Origin of the sequence: Tautonia rosea (genome assembly GCF_012958305.1) — a bacterium.
Taxonomy (GTDB): Bacteria; Planctomycetota; Planctomycetia; order Isosphaerales; family Isosphaeraceae; genus Tautonia; species Tautonia rosea.
In genome coordinates this window covers 19132-42699 of record NZ_JABBYO010000009.1, presented here as the reverse complement: position 1 = coordinate 42699, position 23568 = coordinate 19132, and the positions used below count along the sequence as shown (strand labels likewise).

Below are 23568 nucleotides of genomic sequence, written 5' to 3'. Positions count from 1 at the left end.
TGTCGATACGGTAGACGCGCAGGCGATCTTCGGGGAGGATGAGACCAGACCGAGACGTTTCGACTGGATCGAGGACCCGGGAGAGGGCATGTGATGACACCGATGGGAGGGATCATTGTGGCGGGGATACTCTCCCTTGCGGTCTCGAACGGACCGGTCCAGGCGGGGAACGGGCCGGTCAGGGTCTTCATTCTCGCCGGCCAGTCCAACATGCAAGGCTTTGGGCAGATCGAGGCCAATCCGGATCGCAACGGGGGTCAGGGATCGCTTGAATTCTTGGTGAAAAACCCGGCCACGGCGGAGCGGTTCGAGACGTTGGTGGATGACTCTGGGCAATGGCGTCTTCGAGACGACGTGCGGATCACCTCCCTGGACCAGAGCGGACCGCTGACGGTTGGGTACGGGGCCCGTCGGGAGACGATTGGCCCGGAGCTGGGGTTCGGCTGGACGGTGGGCGATGCGCTGGACGATCCGGTCCTGATCATCAAGTGCGCCTGGGGCGGCAAAAGCCTCGCGGTCGACTTCCGGCCGCCAAGCGCGGGCAAGCCGCCGTATTCGCTCGGGGAGGAGGCCGATGCGGCCGTCGCGGAAAACCCGGAGATTCTCGGCTGGTACTACCGCGAGACGCTGGCCCTCGTCAGGGAGGCGCTGGCGAACCTTGAGGAACTAGTGCCCGGCAGCGACGGGCGCTTCGTGCTCTCGGGCTTCGGCTGGCATCAGGGGTGGAACGATCGCATCAACGATCGATTCAACACCGAATATCAAAGCAATTTGACGTACTTTATCCAGGACATTCGCAAGGACCTCGGTGTTCCGTTGTTGCCGTTCGTCATTGCCGAGACTGGGATGACCGGACCCGACGAGACGCATCCGAGGGCGCTGTCGCTGATGCGGGCACAGGCTGCTGTGGCCGAGCGTCCCGAGTTCCGGGGCAACGTTGCGTTCGTCGGTACCCGATCCTTCTGGCGGGTGGAGGAGCAATCGCCCAGCCGCCAGGGCTACCACTGGAATTCGAACGCCGAAACCTATTTTCTGATCGGCGAGGCGATGGGCGAGGCCATGCTCAATCTCGTCGAGCCGGGTGGCGGTCCGGTCCAACCGGCGGAGATGGCGGGATACCTGATCGTCCCGACGGAACGAGTTCCCGAGTCGTTCGGAGGCGGCTTCTCGATGTACGTCGCGGCCTGGCCTCTGCTGCGGACCTACCCGGGAAATCGCTTCCAGTCGGGGCTGTTCGGAACCTGGATGTTCGCGCGGCTCGACGAGCCTCCCCCGGAGAAGCTCTACTCCGACATCGAGGGTGGGCTCGGGTGGTGGCGCGACACCCGATTCGCCACGGAGACCCCGAAGTTCATCATGGGTGGAGTGGCCCCGAACTTTGTGGAATGGGCCAACGGCCCCGGCGCCGGCAAGGGGCGGGACTGGGACCGACCGGCGGGCAAGTATGGCGTCGCCCAACTGAGCCCCCGGCTGCTCTGGCCGCCCGACGGCCTGAATCTCAAACAAGGGACCCGCGGCGAACTCTTCGGGTACGGCTACTTACCGCTGCCGCTGACCACCGCCAAGACCATAACCGACGGCAAGGACGTCCCGGCCGGCGACCGTTCGTGGACGCTGTTCCTGAACACGAAGACCTTCAAAGGGCCGGTGGCCTTCTTCACCCCGTACTTCTGGTCGCACTCGACCGTCGATCAGCCGCAATTCGCTGGGATGCTGCTCGACAGCCGCCCGTCCGATCCCAATCGGCACCTGCAGATGGAGACCCAGTACATCCCGGCCTTTGTCTCCGACGGCGGCGACGGCGAGACGTATGCCCGCATCGCACCAACACACTTTCCACAGGGGGATGACGGCGAGTCGTTGCTCGTTCATCGCATCATGTCTTACTCGGAGGGAGCGCTCTGGGACGCGGTGAAAGCGTGGTTCGAGGGCGGCCCTCCGGCCAGCGGCGTCATCGACCCTCAAGACGCCGTCGTGCATCCGTTCACGGGCCGTGGCGGGGCGACCTGGCGAATCTACCCCGAGGGGACTCCGAGGGAAGATCGGGCGCCCGTCGCTTGGGATGCGTTCGCAACCCCAACGGTGCTCGACCCGCAGACGTTCGGCTATCGCTGGGACAATCAGGCCGTCACCGGGGCGGGCCCCGAGTCCGAGGCCCTGGTGACACTCCCCGAGTATTTCCGCCTGGAGAATGACGGGGGTGATCGGAACTCGCGGTGGGTGCCGGTCCCCGCTGAAGACGTGCCGGACGGGACGGGATTGAAGCAGTTGCGATTCGACGGCGACCACAACGCGGCACCCTCGGAGCCTTATGCCACGCCGGTCGACGAGGCAAGCAGCTGGAAGAACCCCGGCCCCGTTGCGGGTCCGTTCCAGGTGCAACTCGGCGACGGCAGCGTCTTGACCTACTCCTGGTATCGCTTCGCCGACCAACCGGCGCTGCTCAACGCGGGTTTGTCGGAGGCCGATCGTGAGGCGATCCAGGTGCGAGCCGAGCAATTGCATCGGCACTGGCCGATTGATCACGACTACCTGCCGCCCCCCACAATTGGGACACTCGCGGAACTCGATCCGGCCCTGATCGTGACGCCCCCCGAGGGCCTGGAAGTCGGCTACGTCCCGATCGTAATCCGACAGGAGTCGAACACGGCGGCTCCTTGATCGCCCGGTCCAGAGAAAGACTCGACCGACGCCTGAGCACCCTAGGGGCGACCAGGCGCCGTCCCTCCGAAGGGCCGCTTGGGCTACTCGATCACAAGGACCGGCTCACCGAGGACATCCATCCTTGGCGAGACGCCCAGGCCCGGCTCCTCCGAGGCCGCCATGCGCCCGTTCACCCGACGAGGGGCACCCTCGGCCGTGCTGACGGTCACGTAACTGTTGAAGTCGGTTGAGGTGAAGAGGAACTCCGTCGGTGTGCTGTGGGCCAGGTGGGCGATCGCCGCGGTGATGATGTCGCCGCCCCAGCTGTCCTCGATCGTCATGGCGATGCCCATCGAGACGCAGAGGTCGCGGGCCTGCCGGGCGCGGGTCAGGCCGCCGAACTTGCTGATCTTGATGTTCACCACGTCCATCGCCCGATCGCCGTGGGCCCGCAGCAGCAATTCGAGGGAATCGACGTTCTCATCGAGCACGAAGGGATGGTCGCAATGGCGACGGACGGTCAGGCACTCCTCGTAGGAGCGGCAGGGCTGCTCGATGTAGACGTCGACATCACGCACGCCTCGGACGACGCGGAGAGCGTCGTGCATCAACCAGCCCGTGTTGGCGTCCGCCACCAGGCGGTCGCCGGGCTGCAACTCGGCGGCAACGGCCCGTATCCGGGCGATGTCCACGTCCGGATCGCCGCCGACCTTCAGCTGGAAGCGACGGTAGCCCTCGGCCCGGTAGCCCGCTACCCGTCGGGCCATCGCTTCGGGGGCCTCCTGGGAGATGGCGCGATAGAGTACGAAGTCGTCGCCGTATCGACCTCCCAGCAGGAGGCAGACCGGGAGCCCGCAGGCCTGCCCGAGTAAATCCCAGCAGGCCATATCGATCGCCGACTTGACGTAAGGGTGCCCCTGGAGCGCCGCGTCCATCCGGCGATTGAGCCGATCGATCTGCCGGGGATCTTCGCCGAGCAGGTACGGGCCAAGCTCGGCGATTCCCGTGCGGGCCCCGTTGGCGTAGGCTGGGAGGTAGAACGGGCCGAGCGGGCAGACCTCACCGTGGCCCGTGAGTCCCTGGTCAGTCTCGATCGCGACAATCGTACTGTCGAACACCGAAACCGACTTCCCGCCCGACCACTTGTAACTCCCCTCGTGAAGCGGGAGATCGACGCGGTAGGCTGAGATGCGGCGGATCTTCATGGTGAGGACACCTCGTCGGGCCAGGGCCCGCCCTGTGAGTGCCGTCGGCTCCGGATGCCGAGCGAGCATGGCATCGTAGTCTGAGCCCCTTCCAATTCCTAGGTCCATCGAACTCATGCTCTACCTCGACGCCGCTGACGTCCGCCGCGCCCTCCCGATGCCACAGGCCATCGAGGCCATGAAGCGGGCCTTCGCCGCGCTGAGCGACGGCTCGGCTGTCGTTCCTCACCGGGCTGTCCTGCCGATCCCGAAGAACGCGGGCGTCAGCCTCGTCATGTCCTCGTACCTCGACGCGGCCGATCGAGCCGAGCAGGCGATCGCGGTCAAGGTCGTCTCGCTCTTTGACGGGAATTCCGGGAGGGGCCTGGCGCGGGTCCAGGCCACCGTGCTGCTCATCGATTCCGAGACCGGACAGCTCGAAGCGATCCTCGATGGTGCCGTGCTGACGGCGATCCGGACCGCCGCGGCATCCGGGGCGGCGACTGACCTGCTCGCCCGCCCTGAATCCCGCTCGCTGGCAATCCTTGGGGCGGGTGTCCAGGCACGCTCCCATATTGAGGCCATCTGCGCGGTCCGGCCCATCGAGACGGTCGCGGTCTACAGCCCGACGCCGTCAAAGGTCGAGGGTCTCATCCGCGAGTTCGCCGGCCGGACCGACATCGCGGCCCGATTCATCGCGGCCCGTTCCGCGGCAGAGGCGATCGAGGGGGCCGATATCATCTGTACGACGACCACGGCCCGGACTCCCGTCTTCAAGGACGACGACATTCGCCCGGGTACCCACCTCAACGCCGTCGGCTCGTACACTCCGGAGGCTGCCGAGGTGCCTCCCGAGACGGTCGCTCGTGCCCGGGTGGTCGTCGACAGCCGCGAGGCGGCCTGGATCGAGGCGGGCGATCTGATCCAACCCCTGCGATCGGGTCGCATCGAGGCCGGTCACATCGTTGCCGAACTCGGGGAGATCGTCCTGGAGCAGCAACCGGGGCGCACGAGCCTCGAAGAGATCACCCTCTTCAAGTCAGTCGGTGTTGCCGTGCAAGATGCCTCTGCGGCCCGATTGGCCGTGGACAATGCTCGCAGGGAGGGGTTCGGGCGTCAATGCTCCTGGTAGTCCCCGCAGGTGTTCACTCCATCGCCGGAGCCTCTGACCATGATCGCAGCGAGCCTGGTTGCGTGTTCCGCCTTGCTGGGATGCCAGCCCCAAGAGACGACCCCCGAGGAGGCGCCGCCGAACATCCTCCTCATTCTCGCGGATGACCTCGGGTACGGGGATGTCGGCTGTTACAACCCGGAGGCGAAGGTCCGGACCCCTCGCATCGACCGGCTGGCGTCGGAGGGGATGCGGTTCACCGACGCTCACAGCCCTTCGACTGTTTGCTCGCCGTCACGTTACAGCCTCATGACCGGCCAGATGCAGTTCCGTGTCGGCGGTCCGGGGGTCTTTGTGGGCGTGGGCGGGCCCAGCCTGATCGCGGAAGATCGCCTGACCTTGCCGCAGATGCTCCGAGACAAGGGTTACGCAACGGCATGTTGCGGTAAGTGGCACATTGGCATGACGTTCCTGGACCGAGATGGCAATCGGATCGAGGACGACGGGCTCCGGGGCGTTCGCCAGATCGACCCCACGAGGCCAATTCCCGACGGCCCGATTCACCGCGGCTTCGATCAGTTCTTCGGCACGGCCTGCTGCCCGACGACCGACTGGCTCTATGCCTACATCGAAGGCGACCGGATCCCCGTCTCACCGGTCGAGCAATTCGACCGATCTGGGCTTCCGGCGCACCCCTATGCCCTGGATTGCCGACCGGGGATGATCGCCGAAGGCTTCGACCACGAAACGGTTGACCTGGTGTTTCTGGCCAGGAGCATCGAATTCCTGGAGACGCACGTCCGGACCAATCTCGAACAACCCTTCTTCCTCGTTCACTCGATGCAGGCTGTCCATCTGCCGTCTCTGGCGGCCGACCGCTTCAAGGGCCGCTCCGGCGTCGGCCCGCACGGCGACTTCATCCTGGAAATGGACTGGATCGTCGGCGAGTTGCTCGACACGCTCGATCGGCTCGGCGTCTCGGAGCGAACGTTGGTCATCTTCACGAGCGACAACGGTCCCGAGGTCCCCACGGTTCTGAATATGAGAAAGACCTATGGTCATGACGGGGCCTTTCCGTGGCGAGGAGTCAAGCGGGATCAGTGGGAGGGGGGACATCGCGTTCCCTTCATCGTCCGCTGGCCCGGCAAGGTCGAGCCCGGCACGGTCACGGATCAGATGATGAGTCTGACCGACGTGATGGCTACCTGCGCCGAGATTGTGGGCACCCCATTGCCGAACGACGCCGCCGAGGACAGTTACAGTATGCTGCCGGTGCTGCTCGGAACCTGTGGAGAGGAGCCGATCCGCGAGTACCTGCTCCAGCAGACCATTTCGCTCGACCTGTCGATACGCCGCGGGCCGTGGAAGTACCTCGACCACACGGGCTCGGGAGGAAACGATTACGAGCGTCCCGGGCCCTGGGGGATGAAGGACTACGCCCTTCCAGAGACCGACCCCGATGCCCCTTGCCAGCTCTACAACCTCAAGGAAGATCCCGGAGAGACGACCAATCTCGCTCGCAAGCATCCCAGAATCGTCGCCGAACTCAAACATCAACTCGAACTGTTCCGTGCCAGCGGTCGAAGTGCTCCCTGAGACCGTGCTCTTGTCCTCCCTCCCAGGTGTCTCACTTCAATTCCCATTGGAGAAGCAAAGCATAAAGGGAATTCGAAGGGAGTGTGCGAGTTGCGAAGACCTTCCGCCCGGACTATCCTGAGCAAGCCACGGCGTCATTCAATCCGCGGGTCGCCGCAGCCAAGGGGCAGACGATGCAATCGTGGCGATCGAGTGGATGAGCCGTTGCCGGTGCCGGGCATCAAGCGCTCGATCGTGCTCAACGAGCTTCCCGACGATCGGATCGGGTCATCTCGATCCTGGGCCTCACAAACTCAGGCAGGATAGAACCTCAACGCGAGACGGAACCGGCCTCCGGGTTCGGGAGAATTGCCAGATGCGACACAACACCATGACGACCCTGTTCTCCCTTTCCTTTCCCTTGCTGTTCCCCGCGCTCATTGCCTGGAGCGGTGAGCCTCTTGACTCGGATCAGGTGAAGGTTGCGGCCGTTCAGATCCTCGGCTACGACAAGACCGACCTACCACGACCCGGATTCGACCCGAGTGAAGCCCTGGTCCCATTCATCGAGCGGGCGGCCAGGGACGGCGCGCAACTCGTCGTCTTTCCGGAGTATCTATTGGGCAGGATCTCTGTTCCAGGTCCGCAGACCGATCGCATCGCCAGAGCGGCCGCCGCGGGCAAGATCTACGTGGTCGTGGGTTGCTGGGAAGTGTTCGAGGACGGGTCGTATGCCAACACGGCGCTCCTCTTCGACCGATCGGGCAAGATCGCCGGGAAGTACCACAAGGTCCACGCCGCTGTGGATCATTTCGAGGGCGAACCACCCTGGTCGAAACCTCCGCAGGGCAAGGACGACGCGTGGTTCTTGACGAATGACCCCGAGTGGACCATGAACCGGGGCGAGGCCTTTCCGGTCTTCGACCTCGATTTCGGTCGGGTCGGGATCCTGACCTGCTACGATGGCTGGTTCCCGGAGTCGTTCCGCATTCTCTCGCTCAATGGGGCCGAGATCCTGGTCTGGATCAACGGTCGGAGGGGGACCGTGGAGGACTTCATCGTCAAGTCTGCAATGTTTCAGAACGAAGTGGCGATGATCACCACGAACCAGGCCTATGGGGCAGGGACGATGATCGGCCAGTGGCCTGCCCAGATCCTCGCTGAGAGCATGGAACCGAAGGAGAGCTACATCAGCGCCACGATCGACCTGCGACGAATCCGGCAGGCCCGGCAGAACAGCCGGAATCTCCAGCAGAGAAGACCGGACGTGTACGAGACGATCGTCAAACCGATCGGCACGACGCATCAGTCCGTCCCGTAACGCGACCCACGCAGACCTACCGATTGTGGTGACGCTCTGTCGCGACGAAGCGGGATCGGTGCCAGCTCCTGCTTCCGTGGCACGGCCCTTGATGAATCGTTCGCCAAAGGACACTCCCGGATGCCCCGCTGTCCCTTCTGCAAGCACGACAACCCCTACGCATCCCACTCCTGCGACCATTGCGGGGCGAGCCTGGCCTGGTCTTCCGAATCGAAGCCATTCGAGTTCCCTGATGATCTCCGCTCCCGCCTCCGCACCCTTCTCGATCAGGGGCAAACCATCGAGGCGATCAAGCTTTTCCGATCACACACCGGAGCCGGGCTCAAACAGGCCAAAGATGCCGTCGAGGCGATTGGGCGGGGCGAGCAGGACCTGATTCCGGATGGGAACGCGGGGCCTCTGGAGGGAGAACTTCTAGCCCTGCTGGGCCAGGGGAAGAAGATCGAAGCCATCAAGCGTTATCGAGAGGCAACCGGTGTCGGACTGAAGGAGGCGAAGGACGCGGTGGAAGCCCTGGGATGGAGGCATGGGATGGACGTGCCTTCACAGGGATCAGGCTGCCTGGGGGTCCTCGTGCTCGCCCTCATGAGCCTCGTCGGTTCCGTCGCCCTGGCCGAAACTCAGGATCAGCACACCGACATCTCGGAGGGCAGGCGAGACGAGAGGGGCGTCCTCTCGCACGCTGTTCGGTCCGAGTTCCAGGAAGGGACGACGAGCATTCGGGTCCTGCTCCCCGAAGGAAAGAGACCCGGGGAGCGATTCCCCGTGATCTACCTCCTGCCGGTCGAGGCGACGGATGAGCACCGCTACGGAGACGCGATCGAAGAGATACTCCGGCTCGATTTGCATCGGGAGCACAAGGCCATCTTCGTGGCCCCTTCGTTCACGGACCTGCCCTGGTATGCCGACCACCCGACCGATCCCCGTCTCCGCCAGGAGCACCACGTGATTGACGTGGTACTTCCCTTCGTCGAGGCGCACTACCCGGCGAGGACTGATCCTGGTGGCCGGCTTCTCCTGGGCTTCAGCAAGTCGGGTTGGGGTGCATACTCCCTCCTCCTTCGGCACCCGGACGTCTTCGGGAAAGCTGCTGCCTGGGATGCCCCGCTGATGATGTCCGAGCCTGGGAAGTACGGTTCCGGGCCCATCTTTGGCTCGTTGGAGAACTTCCGACGTTACCAGCTCAGCCGCCTCCTGGAGGAGCGTGCCGACGAACTCTCCGAAGGAAGCCGGCTGATCCTCCTCGGCTTCGGAAACTTTCGGGACGACCATCGAGCGGCCCATGCCTTGATGGAGCGGCTCGGGATTTCCCACCTCGACCGGGACGGGCCGGAGCGCGATCACGACTGGCACAGCGGCTGGGTCTCGGAGGCCGTTGAGTTGCTCCTGGAGAAGCTACCCCCCGGATGAGGCGTAAACCCCTCGGTCGTCCGTCCGGTCATCCCTTCTGCAAGCTGAGGAAGACTTTCGCAACCATCGAAACGGTGAAGGACGCAGCCGGAAAATCACCCGCCAGCCCGCGTCATCCAGAAGACGGGCCGTCGACCCGAATCCGAGCATCGACCACACAGCACGATCCGCCAGAGGTGATCCGAACCGGATTCAGATCGATCTCCGCGATCTCCGGCGCAATGGTCACCAGGCTGGAAACCCGCAATAGAATCTGCTGAAGTCGCGTCATCGCGGCCGATCGGTCGGTGCCCCTGGGCATCATCGCGGCGACCGGGTTGGCCAGGGTGAGTTCCTCGGCATCACGGTCGGTCAGCGGAGGGAAGCGGAACGAGACGAGGTTGAGTGCCTCGACCGCCGAGCCACCGGGCCCGACACCGATCGCGTGGCCGAACTGAGGGTCGCGAGCCAGGCCGACAAGGACCTCACCTCCTTCCCCGACCATCTCCTGAACGAAGACTCCCCGAGCATCGGGGGCGGAGGCGGTCACTCGGGTGTAGGCATCGCGTATTGCTGCGGCCCCTCGAAGTCCCAGGGCAATCCCCCCGGCGGCTCGCTTGTGCAGCACAGTGGGCGAATCGACCTTCAGAGCGACCGGCCCACCGATCCGATCGGCTGCCGCAACGGCCTCCTCGGCCGAGGCGACGACCTCCCACCTTGGCACGGGCATCCGGCAGGCTGAGAGCACCGATTGAACGTCCTCCGGGGCCAGCCACTCGCCGGAATCGTCCCCGCGGACTCGTGCCGTATCGAGAACACGACGGATGGCCGCCACATCTAGCCCGATCGCTTCGGTGACCATTGCCGAGCCACGCGCTCGAACCCACTCACCGTATCGCACAGCCCTCGCCAACACCCGAGCCGCCCGGCCTGGATCGGACAGCGCCGGAACGATGCGGCGGCCCTCAATCGGATCGGCAGGGGAATCGTCCCCGACCGGGAAGATCGCTAGCATCGGCGGTCGGTCAGACATCGAGCCGGCCACCTCGTCAATCGCTCGGACGATTGGCGGCAGATCTCCCGGCCCAAGCGGCACGAAAGACGCGATCATGGCGTCCACTTCTCCCGAGCCGAGCAGCAACCGGAGGCACTCGGCGAACAGAGCAGGGTCGGTCGAGCCGATCAGATCGACTGGGTTTACCACCCTGGCCTCGGGGCGGACCAGTGCCCGAAGTCGGCCTTGAAGATCTGGGGAAAGTGTCGGCAACACGAGTCCATCGTTCCCCAGGGCATCGGCACAGAGCACCGCGGGACCGCCAGCGTTGGTGAGCACGGCCACGCGACGTCCTCGGGGAATTGACTCGGAGGAGAGCAACGCAGCAATGTCGATCAGATCGTCCAGGTCATCCACCCGGATCGCTCCCGCCTGACGGATCAAACCCTCCGCAAGGGCGTCGGGGCTTGCCAGCGCCGCGGTGTGCCCCCCCGCGGCCCGGGAACCCACCTCGGTTCGTCCGGTTTTCAGGACCACAATCGGCTTCTGGACTGAGACCTCTCGGGCGATCTGGAGAAAGCGTCGGGGGTTCTGAAACGATTCGAGGTAGAGGAGAACCACTTCCGTCCTGGGATCGTCGCGCCACCAGGCCAGCAAGTCGTTCTCGCTCACGTCGGCCTTGTTGCCGATGGCGACCATCGCCGAGAGGCCGACGCCTGCGCGACGGAGTCGCTCGGGAAGGACCACTCCGAAGGCACCACTCTGAGAGCCGAGCCCCGCGTGGCCGGGATGCATCGGAAAATCGGCAAACGTTCCATTCATCGGAGAAGCCGGGTCGGTGCCGGCGATCCCCACGCAGTTCGGGCCGATCAGCCGGACCCCTGAGGATCGGATCAAGGACGCGACCTGCCCCTGGAGCGTTTTTCCCTCCCCGCCGACTTCGGAGAATCCCGCGGTGATCATCACAATCCCGCGCACGCCGGCCCGGAGACAGTCCTTCACCACGTTCAGCGCGGCGGCCACCGGCACGACGACGAACGCCAGATCCACCGGCTCGGGCACCTCGTCGATCGAGGCGTACGCCCGCGCCGATGCAATCGTCCCGGCCAGGGGGTTGATCGGATAAACCGGCCCCGGGAAGGTCGCCAACAGGTTCCGCACGAGGCGGCCCCCCATCGAGTCGGCGGATCGGCCGGCCCCGACGATTGCAATCGTCCGGGGTCGAAAGAAGACATCGAGGCCGGTGGGGGCCGAGGGAGTATCAACTGATGTGGCCATTTCTTCAAGCCTTCCGAGGCAGTTGGAGGCCGAGGGAAGGGAACCAGTCCGCCTAATCGGCGGCCCCAATCTTCTTCAGCACGGCGTTCGGTACGACATTGCCTCCCGGACGCGATCGGTGGCCAAGGCAACCGCGGCTCGGCGGGGCTCAATTCCCTCCTCCTGGGACCGTTGAAGCACCTCCTGCGTGTTCCGGCCAATCTGATCAGCGATCCGGCGCAGGGCGTCGGCTTCAGTGCCACCGTGGTACTCGACCGAGGCGCAGATCACGCCGCCGGCGTTGGCGATGAAGTCCGGCACGTTGACGACCCCGCGGCGGTGCAGAATCGTCTCGGCCTCCGGGGTGGCGGGAATGTTCGCTCCCTGAAGAACGAGCCGGGCCTTGATGGCGTCGGCGTTGTCGGCCCGGATGCAATCGGGCCGGGCGGCCGGGATGAGGATGTCGCAGTCAACCAGGAAAAGATCGGCCTGGGTCAGGCGACGCCCGCCCTTGAAGGCGGCGACAGTGCCACTCTCACCCTTCGCCGCCTCAAGTTGATCGAGGTCCAGTCCCTCAGGGGAAAAGATGGCGCCGCCCCGGTCGCTGGCCGCCACCAGAACCACACCGAGTTCGGCCAGAGACCGCGCGGCGTGGCGGCCGACGTTGCCGAGTCCCTCCACGGCCAGGCGGGCTCCCTTCAGGTTGATCCCGGCGAATGTGGCGGCCACCTCGGCACATCGGGCCAGGCCGAATCCGGTGGCGCCGATCTCGTCAAGCGGGATGCCGCCGAGGACCCTCGGCAGACCGACGGCCCGCCCGGTCTCCTCGCGAACGATCGCCATGCTTCGCTCGTTGGTTCCCATGTCAGGGCCGGGGATGTACTCGACCAGGTCCCGAATCGCTCGGGCGAAGGCGCGGACAAGTCGAGGGGCCTCGGCGGTCTTCGGGTCCGCACAGATCCCCGCCTTGCCGCCGCCGTGGGGAAGACCGGCTGCGGCATTCTTCAGCGTCATGGCCCGAGCCAGCCGGGCGACCTCCTCGGTTGAGACATCCGCTGCCATCCGCACGCCGCCGATCGCGGGACCGGCCGCAACGTTGTCGATGACGACAATCCCTTTCAGACCAGTCTCGGGATCGTATAGGTGCACAACCTTCGATGGGCCCAGCGTGTCGTGCCAGGTGAATTTGGGGTGAGCAGTCACGTCAGCCCCCCTTTCGTGTCGAGGCAACACGGTCGGCCCGAGCGGGTTCCGACCCGATCGGCCCACCGTTCGGATCAGCATCGTTCGGATGCAATGGCGGCGTCCCAGTAGCGGTCGACGGCCGCCTGGATCGCCGCGATCACGTCGTCTCGACGATCCGGGTGGAAGAGATGCCGATAGCGGCGCTGGGGTTCGAGATACGCTTCGACCGGTCGGCGATGCTCAGGGATGAACGTATGTCGGATCGATCCGTCGGTCGCCTCTTTCAAGGGCCAGATTCCGGTTTCGATCGCCAGTTTCGCCAGCTCGTCCCCCATCGCCGGCTCGAATCCCCAGCCTGGCGGGCAGGTCGCGAGCGAGACGAAGAGCTTCGGACCGCAGAGGGGGCGGGCCCGCTCGATTTTTTCCGCCAGGTCCACCGCGTCGTGAGGCGAGATCGTCGCAACGTACGGCGGACGGTGCGACCTCCAGATCTCAAAGATGTCCTTCTTTGACCAGGGTGTACCCAACGGCGAGGTCGCCGTCAGGGAGCCGAGCGGCGAGGCCGGCGAGGCCTGGAAGCCGGTATTGCCATAGGCCTCGTTGTCATAGCAGAGGTACCAGAAGTTGAGCCCTCGATGGATGGCTCCGGAGGTCGACGACAGGCCCATGTCGATCGTGGAGCCGTCCCCGGCCAGAACCAGGACCTCCAGATTCTCGTCCGCCGGAAGCCTTCCCGACTCGATCAGGATGTCGAGCGCGTCTCGGAGGCCCTGGGCCCCGGCTGAAGGACTGGCCATCGTCGTATAGAGCCACGACGACCGGAGCGGCGTGAAGGGATACGTCGCCATCAACGTCATGCAACCGGCTGCGTTGACCACCACAACCTTCCCGCCCAAAACCTTGTGAAAAAGCCTCAGCGTCGTCAGGCCGCCACAACCGGCGCAGAGCGGCGAACCCGGTGCGACGAACTCGGCGGACGGCAGATCCTTCACGCTCCGATAGTGCTCTCGGGTGACCTTCATGGCAGCGCCTCCTCCGGGACGTGCCCCGCGATCCGGAGCCGTTGCCCGACCTGTTCGGCTTCTCGGGCGGTCATGAGCAGCACCGGCCCAACCGGACCCTCGTTCGGACCGGCCTGTTCGGTGACCTGAAGCACATGATCAAATTCGGCTCGGCTAATCTCTTTGCCTCCAAGTCCGCCGACGAACGACCGGAGGATCGAAGGTCGAACCGGGCAGCGGGCGAGCACGGCGGCGACCTCTTGAAACAGGATGCCCCCCAAGCCGGGCGCGAGATCCTGGTCGAGGACCGCAACCGCTTTCCGACCCGAGAGCGCCGCCGCAAGTTCGGCCGTCGGCCAGGGCCGGATCATCCTCAGGCGGAGCAGGCCGACACGGCGGCCTTCCGCTCGCCAGCGGTCCACAGCCGCCCGACCCTTGGTGGCGAACGACCCGGCCATGATCAAGACCGTCTCGGCATCGTCCAGTTGGTATCCATCGATCATCCCGTGCCGGCGTCCAAAGCGGCGCTCGAACTCCTCGGCTGCCTCCTCGTGGACGACCCGAGCTTGCTCGACGGCAAGGTGGAGTTGATACCGGAAATAGCTGTAGGTCGGCCCTTCCAGCACCGCGACCCCCCGCGCCGCCGGCCGGGACGCCGAGAAGCCCGGGGGCCTCGACTCGGGGGCCGCGAGGAACCGTCGCACCTCCTCAGGGTCGGGAAGTTCGACCGGCTCCCTTGTGAACGAGAGAAAGAAGCCGTCGAGGTTCACAAGGACCGGGACCGAGACGCGATCGTCCTCCGCAATCCGATAGGCCATCAGGATCGAGTCGAGCACCTCCTGGCAGGTCTCCGCGTGGAGTTGGATGAATCCCGAATCGCGGGCGGCCAACACGTCATTGTGATCCGGACCGAGGGTAATCGGCGCTGAGAGTCCCCGAGAGACATTCACGAGAACAAAGGGCACGCGCCAGCCCGCGACTGTGTAGAGCACCTCCATTGCGTAGAGCAACCCTTGGCTGGAGGTGGCGGCGAAGGTTCGGACCCCGGCCGCCGCGGCGGCGCCGGCGGCGGTCATCATCGAATGCTCGCTGTCCAGCGTGACGAACCGGCCTCGCATCGACCCATCGGCAAACCAACCCGCGAGGGTCTCGATGATCTCGGTCTGAGGGGTGATCGGAAACGCGGGCACATAGCAGGCTTCGGCGAGCCGAGCTCCCCAGGCTGCCGCGGCGTTCCCGGTGAGCATGGTTCTAGTCATGGCCTCGCCTCCTCTTCGAGACCGATCCCGTGGATCGGGCAGATCTGGCGGCAGATGAGGCACCCCTTGCAGTGCTGCTCGTCGATGACCGGCAGACCCTCCTCATCCCAGGAGATCGCCCCGTCGGGACATCGGATCAGACAGAGTCCGCATCGGGTACAGCGGTCGCGATCAATGACGGGCCGCTCCAGGCGCCATGCTCCAGTGTCCCGAAGTGTTGCGTTGCCGGGGCTGATCACGTTTGGACCCCCGGCCAGAGGGTCGGCCGGGATCATCGGAACTACCGAATCGCCCAGCCCTTCCTCGGTCTCGGCGACGTCTCGAAATGAGACGGTCGGCAAGGCGCGAAAGACGTCGAGGCCGAAGGCGACATTCGCGTCAACCTCCCCCGTTGACAGTCCAAGATGGGTAAACTCCGATCGGATCGCCTCAACAAGCTGCTCCTCAGCCACGATCCCAACAAACCGAGCGGCCGCCGCACCGAGGCCAGCACTCAGCGCACCAGCCCGACCGAGCCTTCCGATCGCCGCGCCGGTCAGATCCCATCGGATCAGGTGGAGACGGTTCCCAAGGTCGGGGAGTGGAGCATCGGGGTTGCCGTTGAGGAAAAGTGCCGAGGCAGCCTCGTTCCCGGCAAGCACCCCAGCGGCAGGGTCATCCAGCAAGGTCGCATCGGCGACGAGGATCAGGTCCGGTTCCGAGATCACACCCCGCTCATCGATCGGCCGGTTGCCGATCCGGGCGAAGGACGCCACCGGAGCACCCCGTCGCTCGGCTCCGTAGACCGGGAAATCCTGGCAATGATATCCGGAGAGGAATGCCCCGGTACCCAGAATCCGGCCGGCGGTCTTGACCCCCTGGCCGCCTCGACCATGAAACCGGACCCGAATGCGGAGCGAAGGCCCCGACGGCCCGAAGCCGTCCCGATTGACGGATCGTTGTTCAAGTCCGGCACCCCGGACTGTCTGTGTCGACATGGTCCGGCCTCCGTGAGGCTCACCCAACGTTCCCGGGCGTCCCTCGGGCGAGGGGAAACGAAAAAAGCCCCGAACTTGCATGCGCAATCGCGGTGCAAGTCGGGGCCGTCAGGACCAGGCGATTTACCTGTCGCAAGCAAATCGCTCCGATTCAAGTATAGGCCGATCGCAGGTCGTTCTCAAGCAAACCCCATGATCCTCGGTGATCGTTTTCCCCGAGCGAGGGTCCGGTGGGCCTTCGAAAAGGTGCCGGTGGCCATGGCCGCGGTGATCGAGAGCTCGCCGGCCAGGCAGAGCCCCGCGGCGACCTCGGCCAGTGCGTGAGCATGGCCCTCCCCCGAGAGCCCGAGGAGCTCCAGGCAGGCCCGCTGACTCGGGAGGTTGGTCCCGCCTCCAATCGTGCCCACCATCAGGTTCGGGAGTGTTACACAACCGTAAAGCGCACCCTCCGGAGTCACCTCAAATCGAGAAACACCCACCGCGGACTCGGCTACACAGGCGACATCCTGGCCACAAGCTAGGTAGAGCGCAGCCAGTCCGTTGGCAAAGTGACCCTGGACCCCGATCGTCCCGGTGAGCACCCCCCCAATCGCTCCCATGCCCCAGCACTCGACAATCGCTCGGGGATCAGTGCGGAGTTGCGATTCGACCAGAGACGAAGGAAGGATCACTTCCGCCGTCACCTTCTTGCCTCGGACGAAAAGGTACGACTGAGCCGACGCCTTCTTGTCTCCTGAAAGGTTCGCCTCGACGTAGGATCGGTGTGGTCGGATCGGGGAATGCGAAAGAATGTAGTCGTGGATCGCCTGGGTGGCGAATGTCGCGATGTTCTGGCCCGAAGCGTCCCCGGTCAGGTACTCGAAGATCAGATAGACGTGGTTCCCCTCAACGGTGATTCGCATGTCGATGAGTCGGCCGTGCCTCGTCGTGCCCTCGACGCATTGGCGGAAGGCTTGCATCTGGCCTGTCACCCAGACGAGGAAGCGGCCGCACTCCTGGAGGTTTCGGAAAATGAATCCCGGTGCGCGGGTGAGCCCCTCGTTGAGCAGCATTGCCGAACAGCCGCCGGCCGCGCTGATCACCTGAGCCCCCCGGCTGTACGACGCAACGAGCGCGGCCTCCGAGGTCGCCAGCGGAATGTAATAGTCCCCCTGAGCGAAGAGGCCATTGACGCGAAGGGGACCTGCGAGGCCGACCGGAACCTTGACCGTACCGACGAAATTCTCGATGTTCCTTCGGTAGCGCTCTCGTTGCTCGTTCGAGCGAGCGTCGAGCAGTTCGGATCTGACCTCTTCGCCCGATCCGAGGATTTCCCAACGGCGATTGATCGCGCGATCCGTCATCCGGGCGCTGTTCCGGATCTTCGGCGCCGCAGATCCCATCTTCGGCTCAAGCCGCTGATGCCACTCACCCTCGGTGTGCAAGCCGAGAAGCCGCTCCGCATACCGTCTGGCACGCTCCTGTTCGATGGTCATCACGGCCTCGGTGCCCACTGGGCGGTGAATTCGAACTCAACTCGATCTGGCCAAAGCGGTCGTATCGCGTCGCGTCGGATCGGATCGCGTTCGTCACGGTCAATCCATGAGGGCGACATGTGCATCTCTGTCGGCTCGCCATCACAATCATTCCCAATCGCCCTCCGAAGCGAATGGTCCCGAGGCCTTTGGGTGCGGCATCCAATCATGATGAGGCGCCGTCCGGCTCGTCCGGATCGGTGCCGATCGGTTCGGAGAGCACGCGATCGCTCGTGATCATTTCGGCCGCCGCTCGGGTGCGTCGGATTCGCTCGGTCGCTTGCCGTTCGACTTGCTCTGCGGCAATGGGGTTTCGCGCCAGTCCTTGCTCAACGGCGACCGCGGCAACCGCGGCAGCGATTTTGGGGGCAAGCTCCGGATCGTCCATCCGGGGGACAATCGCCCCAGGAGAAAGACCCCTCGACTGGCCGCATCGGGCCAAGGTCTCCGCCGCGGCGATCGCCATCTCGTTGCTGATGCACCGGGCCCGGACGTCAAGAACCCCTCGAAAGAGACCGGGGAAGACGAGGGAGTTGTTGACCTGATTGGGGAAGTCGCTCCTCCCGGTTGCGACAACGCGTGCTCCCGCCCGTTTCGCCTCGTCGGGCCAGATCTCCGGGACCGGATTGGCACAGGCGAAGACAACTGCGTCATGAGCCATCGACTGCACCCACTCGGGCCGAATCACCTCGGGCCCCGGTGCTGCAAAGGCGATGCAAACGTCCGCCCCTCGCATCGCCTCGGCAATGCCTCCAACGACCCCCTCGGCGTTCGACTCCCGGCAGATACGCCACTTGTCAACGAACTCGGAACAGCGGGCCTCGATGTCGGATCGACCTGGGTGGAGGATCCCGGTCGAGTCGCAGGCGATCACTCCCGAAGGGTCGAGCCCCCAGGCCGTCAGAAGCCGATAGGTCGCGACGTTGGCCGCTCCCATGCCGATCATCGCGACCTTGAGGCCCGCAACCGGCTTGCCGACGACCTCCAGGGCGTTCGTCAGCCCGGCGAGGAGCGCCGTTGCCGTCCCCTGCTGATCGTCGTGCCAGACCGGAATGTCCATCGCGTCGCGGAGTGTGTCCAGGATTCGGAAGCACTTCGGCTGGGCAATGTCCTCGAGGTTGATTCCACCGAACGACGGCTCCAAGGCGCGAACCACTTCGATCAGGGTATCGGCATCAGCCACCGAGAGACAGAGGGGCACCGCGTCGACCCCTCCAAGGTACTTGAACAGCAAGGCCTTGCCTTCCATGACCGGCAACCCCGCGGCCGGGCCGATGTTGCCGAGTCCGAGGACTCGCGATCCGTCTGAGACGATCGCCACGGTGTTTCCGCGATTCGTCTGCTCGAACACGCGATCGGGATCGGAGGCAATCGCGAGGCACGAAGCAGCCACGCCAGGTGTGTACCAGATCGCAAAGTCGCCGAACCCCCGGATCGGGCACTTCGGCATCATCTGGACCGTTCCTCGGTGGCGGGCGTGGAGCCGCACCGCCTCACTCCTGGGATCGTCTGTCCGACGCTTCACCTCGGCCATTGGTGGACCTCCTTTCCGATCAACTCAGGTCAACAGCGACGGGCCGAAGTGGAGGGCCGAGGCAAACGCGGGCTCGCTTGCCATTTCAGGTGCCTCAGGCCGGGATCGATCGTCTGCGACCAAATCTCCGCTGGCACGCGTCGCGTTACTTCGGCATTTCCTTTTCGATCAGCGTGCCGATGTTCCGAAACTCCTCGGCCAGCAAACTGAGAATGTCATCCAGGCTGACCAGTCCGATCAGAACGCCATCGCCCCCCACCACCGGAAGGCGTCGGATGGCGTGGCTTCGCATCAGTTCGAGGGCTCGCTCGATCGGAGTCTCCTCGTCAACCGTGGACGGGGCCCTGGTCATGACCTCGAGCACGGTCGTCTCGTCCCCCGACTTCCCCTCGGCCAGCACTCGGGCGACAAGATCACGATCCGTAACCAGGCCGATCGGATGCCTGGCCGCATTGGTGACGACGAGCGTGCCGACCCCGCGCCCAACCATTCTCGTGGCGACGGAACGAACAGACTCGTCAGGGTCGGCCAGCTCGACAACCCGTGTGCAGATCCTTCCTACCGACATGGTGCTCACCCTCCGTCTCAAGCCAGCATTGCAGGAAACGATCACTCCGAAGGCCGCAGAACCCAGCGCGCGACTGTCCCGATCAGGACGCTTTTGGATAGGTGACGAAATCGGGATCGTCACGCTGCCCTTGCACAGGCAACGGTCCGCGACGGCCGGACCATCACCTGGCTATGGGAGATCATTCACCCTGTCGCCCAGCTTGCTGGCCACCGCGTCCGATGTCGACCATCCGTTCACGCTGAGACGGCACCGAACCGCGCGCTTGCTCGTTCTCGGCGATCTCGCGGGTTTGCTCAGCCACAGTCCGATCGGAGGCCTGGGGCTTACCTTGCCTCCCTCCAATCCGGAACGGCTTGGGAAGTAGATTTGTGAACGTGAATTTGCCTTTCCTGGTCATGGGAGCCTCCTCCGGTTTTCACCGGACCACGGGTGCCCTTCTCGTTCAAACTCAGCATGTGTCCCGGTCTTGGGAGAGGTAATGACGCATTGGCCCTGTCGATTGATCCTGTCAAAGGGGTGGCCATCACCTTCCACACATCGAGGATCGCCTGGCTTCGTTCACAAGTGTGTCGAGGCTCGATGAGAAGTCTGTCGGGCCGAACGTGGCACGGTGACGGGGGGCCAACAAAAAAAACCCGCATCCGCGATCAATCGCGGAGCGGGGCTCCCCTTGCCGTGACGACTCGCCCCTCACGAGCGATCGACACTTCCAGACTTAACGAATCTCCCTGGACGTCGTCAATGGAATTCAATCGAAATTCACCGCAATCAGATTCCGGAAGGGCAATCCCGGCCGGATCTCGCCGAACGTTGGCGAAGCATCACCCTGATTCCCCTCGCGTTGGAGATCATAAAAGATCAAGAAGTGCTTGCCGACCTGATTCGGCCCCGCTAGGATTGAGAGAGGTCGCTCACGATGGGTGGCCCTCGGCTATGGCGGCCCCGCCGGGCGACGAATTTCGCCCTCGCGGGGTTGTTTTGTTTCGAGGTTGCACGAAGGAGCCTGCTGCACGCGGTGGAAACGGTCTCGGGAGGATCAGGAATCCCAGAGCGGGGTCCTTACCCCGATCGGAAGGAGGCGAGCGATGAGGTACTACATCTACCGCCACGGCTACAATGACGAAAATCAGCCGGAGAAACAGGGAATTCCCTATTCCATGCGGGTCGCCGAGTTTGATGTCGACGACGCCGAGGAGGCCCTTGAGTTGGCCCATGAGCGTGTGACCATTTATCCCAACCAAACCCTCACCGCTGAACCCGCTGACGAGGTCGATCGTCGGGGCGGCGAGGTTGCCCGTCATGGGGACTTGCCCTGATCGGAAGGGTGGACCCCGTCCTTGATGTCTGCTCGCCTCGGCTGCAGGTCTCGCTCGCCTGCAAGCCGTTAGATCGACTCATGCGCTCCTCAAACGCTCGCTGGGTCGATGGCCCCGCGATGGCCGAGGCTTCGGTCAAGGCACACGAGGCCGCCGCCCCAGCCTTTCCCCAGATCGGCACGGATTCGTTGCAGGAGGTTCCCGATGGCTCACGACACGGATCGGCATCCTCAGATTCGCTGGTTCGGGGAGTTGGGGATCGACGACGTCCCCCTTGTCGGTGGCAAGAATGCGTCGCTCGGCGAGATGTACCGGGCGCTGGTTCCCCTGGGAGTGCGGATTCCCGACGGGTTCGCGGTGACTGCCGAGGCCTATCGCACCTTCCTGACACACGGCCGGCTCAAGGACCGAATCTCCGAGTTTCTTCACGGCCTGGACACCGGCAACCTGGAGGACCTTAGACGCCGAGGCCATGCCATCCGCCACGCCATCCTCGCGGCCGACCTTCCCGAAGACCTGGAGCAGGCGTTGATCGCCTCCTACGACCGGTTGGCCGACCCTCCCGGAAGCCTACCGGACGTGGCCGTCCGCAGCAGTGCCACGGCCGAGGACCTGCCAGACGCCAGCTTTGCCGGCCAGCAGGAAACCTTCCTCAACGTCCAGGGCCACCGTGCCCTGCTTGATGCCTGCAAGCGCTGCTTCGCCTCGCTCTACACCGACCGGGCCATCTCCTATCGGGTCGACAAGGGCTACGCCGACAAGGACGTGGCGCTCTCGGTGGGCGTGCAACGCATGGTCCGGGCCGATCTGGCCGCCTCCGGTGTGATGTTCTCCATCGATACCGAGACCGGCTTCCCCGACGCCGTCCTCATCAACGCCGCCTACGGCCTGGGCGAAAACGTAGTTCAGGGCTCGATTAATCCCGACGAGTTCTATGTCTTCAAGCCCACGCTCAAGCAGGGATGCCGGCCGATCCTGCAAAAGACGCTCGGCTCAAAGGAGTTCAAGCTCATCTACGACGTTGGCGGCACTCGGATGACTCGAAACGTTCCCGTGCCTCCCGACGACCGAGGCCGGTTCTCCATCGACGACGACGACATCCTCACCCTGGCGCGCTGGGCCTGCATCATCGAGGACCACTACTCGGCCAAACGAGGCCGGCCGACGCCGATGGACATGGAGTGGGCCAAGGATGGCCGCACCGGCGAGTTGTTCATCGTTCAGGCCCGTCCCGAAACGGTCCAGTCGCAGAAACAAACCGATGCGCTTGAGGTCTATCACCTGAAACTACAGGGGCACATTCTCGCCACCGGCCGCAGTGTTGGCGAGAAGATCGGCCAGGGGCCGGCCCGAGTGGTCAAGGATGCTCACCAGCTCCACGAATTCCGAGACGGAGAAGTCCTGGTCACCGACAAGACCGACCCGGACTGGGAACCGACCATGAAAAAGGCCGCCGCCATTGTGACCAATCGGGGCGGCCGGACCTGCCACGCGGCGATCGTCAGCCGCGAGCTGGGCCTGCCTGCGATCGTCGGCACGAGCAATGGTACGAAAATGGTCCGCGACGGCCAGGAGGTGACGGTCTCCTGCGCCGAGGGTGAGGTCGGGCGCGTCTTCGAGGGGCTCCTGCCTTTCGAGGTCCGTCACATTGATCTGGAGGAACTCAAACGACCCCGCACCAAGGTCATGATGAACGTGGGAAACCCCGAAGAAGCCTTCCGGCTCTCGATGATCCCCAATGACGGTGTGGGACTGGCCCGGCTGGAGTTCATCATCGCCAATGCCATCAAGGTTCACCCCGTCGCCCTGCTGGAATACGACTGGCAAGAGCCGGACGTGAAGACTCAGATCGACCGCCTGACCGCCGGGTACGACGAGAAGCCCAGGTTCTTCGTCGATCGGCTGGCGCAGGGGGTGGCGATGATCGCCTCCGCGTTCTACCCAAAGGATGTGATCGTTCGACTCAGTGACTTCAAGACCAATGAGTATGCCGACCTGATTGGGGGCAGGGCGTACGAGCCTCACGAGGAGAACCCGATGCTCGGGTTCCGGGGCGCGTCGCGATACTATGATCCTCGCTATCGGGACGGGTTTGCTCTGGAATGTCGGGCCATGAGGAAGGTCCGGGACGAGATGGGCCTGACGAATCTGAAGCTCATGATCCCCTTCTGCCGGACGGTGGAAGAGGGACGCAAGGTCATCGCCGAGCTCGCCCGGCATGGGCTGGTTCAGGGCGAGCAAGGGCTGGAGGTCTATGTCATGTGCGAGATCCCCAGCAACGTCATCCTGGCCGAACAATTCGCCGAGATCTTCGACGGCTTCTCTATCGGCTCGAACGATTTGACTCAGCTCACCCTCGGCGTTGACCGCGACTCCGAAATCGTCGCCCACCTCTTTGACGAGCGTGACGAGGCGGTCATGACGATGATCGCCCGGGTGATTCGGGCGGCTCGCGATCGAGGGCGGAAGATCGGGATTTGCGGCCAGGCCCCGAGCGACTACCCGGAATTCGCCCGCTTTCTCGTCGATCAAGGAATCGACAGTATCTCACTCAATCCTGATGCGGTCCTGAAAACCACTGTCACCATCCTGGAGGCCGAGGCATCCCAGGCCGATCGGGCCGCCTCGTCTCCGATCCCGGCGATCAGCGCGACCTGAGGCGGCACAATCGTCCTGGTCGCTGATCCCTCCGCGCGACCGCTGGAGACGCGCCCTTGATCGAGACCAAGGAACGAGG

At 64.5% G+C, this 23568-nt stretch carries 16 protein-coding genes; 7 read left to right on the top strand and 9 right to left on the bottom strand.

The genetic code is table 11. The annotated features are described in order from the left end of the window. Positions 1-93: 93 nt before the first annotated feature. Positions 94-2661 carry a sialate O-acetylesterase gene (locus HG800_RS26980; protein ID WP_206352315.1) on the top strand — a complete coding sequence of 856 codons (2568 nt, stop codon included), beginning with the start codon at positions 94-96 and terminating at the stop codon, positions 2659-2661. Between the two features lie 83 nt (positions 2662-2744). Here the strand turns inward: HG800_RS26980 and HG800_RS16775 are convergent, their stop codons facing one another. Beyond that, positions 2745-3848, bottom strand: a complete 1104-nt coding sequence (locus tag HG800_RS16775; RefSeq protein WP_169977965.1) for a cis-3-hydroxy-L-proline dehydratase — start codon at positions 3846-3848, stop codon at positions 2745-2747. A 115-nt stretch (positions 3849-3963) separates the two neighbouring features. On the opposite strand from HG800_RS16775, the gene HG800_RS16770 reads away from it, so the two are divergent. The 4 genes from HG800_RS16770 to HG800_RS16755 all read left to right on the top strand — a co-directional run bounded on the left by HG800_RS16770 (position 3964) and on the right by HG800_RS16755 (position 9244). After that, complete coding sequence (locus HG800_RS16770) at positions 3964-4959, top strand: ornithine cyclodeaminase family protein (protein ID WP_169977804.1); 996 nt, start codon at positions 3964-3966, stop codon at positions 4957-4959. Between the two features lie 39 nt (positions 4960-4998). Further along, entirely contained in the window at positions 4999-6534 is a 1536-nt protein-coding gene (locus HG800_RS16765; RefSeq protein ID WP_169977803.1) for a sulfatase family protein, read from the top strand. Between the two features lie 355 nt (positions 6535-6889). Beyond that, the gene (locus HG800_RS16760; protein ID WP_169977802.1) at positions 6890-7834 is read left to right on the top strand and encodes a carbon-nitrogen hydrolase family protein; all 945 of its coding nucleotides are present in this window, start codon (positions 6890-6892) and stop codon (positions 7832-7834) included. A gap of 120 nt (positions 7835-7954) precedes the next feature. Continuing rightward, entirely contained in the window at positions 7955-9244 is a 1290-nt protein-coding gene (locus HG800_RS16755) for a ribosomal protein L7/L12 (protein ID WP_169977801.1), read from the top strand. 112 nt (positions 9245-9356) lie between these two features. Here HG800_RS16755 and HG800_RS16750 read toward each other — a convergent pair whose 3' ends face one another. The 8 genes from HG800_RS16750 to HG800_RS16715 all read right to left on the bottom strand — a co-directional run bounded on the left by HG800_RS16750 (position 9357) and on the right by HG800_RS16715 (position 19512). Further along, complete coding sequence (locus HG800_RS16750) at positions 9357-11495, bottom strand: acetate--CoA ligase family protein (RefSeq protein ID WP_169977800.1); 2139 nt, start codon at positions 11493-11495, stop codon at positions 9357-9359. 75 nt (positions 11496-11570) lie between these two features. Next, the gene (locus tag HG800_RS16745; RefSeq protein WP_206352313.1) at positions 11571-12677 is read right to left on the bottom strand and encodes a Glu/Leu/Phe/Val family dehydrogenase; all 1107 of its coding nucleotides are present in this window, start codon (positions 12675-12677) and stop codon (positions 11571-11573) included. A gap of 74 nt (positions 12678-12751) precedes the next feature. Beyond that, complete coding sequence (locus HG800_RS16740) at positions 12752-13681, bottom strand: thiamine pyrophosphate-dependent enzyme (RefSeq protein WP_169977798.1); 930 nt, start codon at positions 13679-13681, stop codon at positions 12752-12754. Further along, complete coding sequence (locus HG800_RS16735) at positions 13678-14919, bottom strand: pyruvate synthase (RefSeq protein ID WP_169977797.1); 1242 nt, start codon at positions 14917-14919, stop codon at positions 13678-13680. Before HG800_RS16735 ends, HG800_RS16740 begins: the two co-directional genes overlap by 4 nt. Then, positions 14916-15896, bottom strand: coding sequence for a 2-oxoacid:acceptor oxidoreductase family protein (locus HG800_RS16730; RefSeq protein WP_169977796.1), 981 nt, complete (start codon positions 15894-15896; stop codon positions 14916-14918). The genes HG800_RS16735 and HG800_RS16730 overlap by 4 nt, the downstream gene beginning before the upstream one ends. A 179-nt stretch (positions 15897-16075) precedes the next feature. Then, on the bottom strand, positions 16076-17371 hold the full coding sequence (locus tag HG800_RS16725) for a hydroxymethylglutaryl-CoA reductase (protein ID WP_169977795.1): 1296 nt from the start codon (positions 17369-17371) through the stop codon (positions 16076-16078). A 205-nt stretch (positions 17372-17576) separates the two neighbouring features. Further along, positions 17577-18944, bottom strand: a complete 1368-nt coding sequence (locus HG800_RS16720) for an NAD(P)-dependent malic enzyme (RefSeq protein WP_169977794.1) — start codon at positions 18942-18944, stop codon at positions 17577-17579. A gap of 145 nt (positions 18945-19089) precedes the next feature. Next, entirely contained in the window at positions 19090-19512 is a 423-nt protein-coding gene (locus HG800_RS16715; RefSeq protein WP_169977793.1) for a CBS domain-containing protein, read from the bottom strand. 1088 nt (positions 19513-20600) lie between these two features. Between HG800_RS16715 and HG800_RS16710 the strand changes: the two genes are divergently transcribed. Both HG800_RS16710 and ppsA read left to right on the top strand, forming a co-directional pair. Then, positions 20601-20831 carry a hypothetical protein gene (locus HG800_RS16710; protein WP_169977792.1) on the top strand — a complete coding sequence of 77 codons (231 nt, stop codon included), beginning with the start codon at positions 20601-20603 and terminating at the stop codon, positions 20829-20831. A 204-nt stretch (positions 20832-21035) separates the two neighbouring features. Then, the gene (ppsA, locus tag HG800_RS16705) at positions 21036-23489 is read left to right on the top strand and encodes a phosphoenolpyruvate synthase (protein WP_169977791.1); all 2454 of its coding nucleotides are present in this window, start codon (positions 21036-21038) and stop codon (positions 23487-23489) included. The last annotated feature ends 79 nt before the right edge of the window (positions 23490-23568 follow it).